Genomic DNA, 800 nt, shown 5'->3' on the forward strand with positions numbered 1-800 from the left:
GCTGATGGCAATGATCATCGTCACGCTGATCGCGACGCTGGCGGTGTCGATGGTCTGGCAGCAATGGCGCGCGGTGCAGGTCGAGACGGCCGAGCGCTCGCGCTCGCAGTCCGGCTGGATGCTGTCGGGCGCGCTCGACTGGTCGCGCATCATCCTGAAGGAAGACGCCAAGTCCGGCGGCTCCGACAACCTCGGCGAACCCTGGGCGGTGCCGCTCGAGGAGGCCCGGCTGTCCACCTTCCTCGCTGCCGACAAGGACAACACCGACGACGCGCCCGAGGCCTTCCTGTCCGGCGGCATCACCGACCTGCAGGCGCGCTTCAACCTGAGCAACCTGGTCGACGGCGGCAAGATCAGCGAGCCCGACCTGCTGGCGTTCCGCCGCCTGTGCGAGCGCGCCAACGTCGCGGTGACGGTGGCCGACAACCTCGCGAAGGGCCTGGTCCAGRCAACGCCGCCGGCGCCCGGCGCCAGCGCCCCCGCAGGCACCGCCAACGCACCGCTGCTGCCGAAGCGCTTCGACCAGCTGACCTGGCTGGGCGTCGACGCCGCGGCGCTCGCCCGGCTGGAGCCCTATGTGACGATCCTGCCGACGCGCACCCCGATCAACGCCAACACCGCGAGCAAGGAGGTGCTGGCCGCGGTGATCCCGGGCCTGGACCTCGGCAGCGCCGAGCGGCTGGTGCAGGTGCGCCAGCGCACGCCGTTCAAGACCCCGGCCGACATCAAGGCGCAGCTCCCCGCCACCTTCCCCGAGCTGAACGCGCAGCAGGTCGGCGTGAACACCAGCTACTTCGAGG

1 protein-coding gene is annotated in these 800 nt (G+C 71.0%); it reads left to right on the forward strand.

Annotated elements, in window-relative coordinates; translation table 11 throughout:
- Positions 1–800, forward strand: an 800-nt coding sequence (gene gspK, locus AC1D15_RS35255) for a type II secretion system minor pseudopilin GspK (RefSeq protein WP_477829742.1), incomplete at both ends; no start/stop codon positions are given.

The sequence above is a fragment of the Rhizobacter sp. P2_H2 genome, assembly GCF_056403375.1.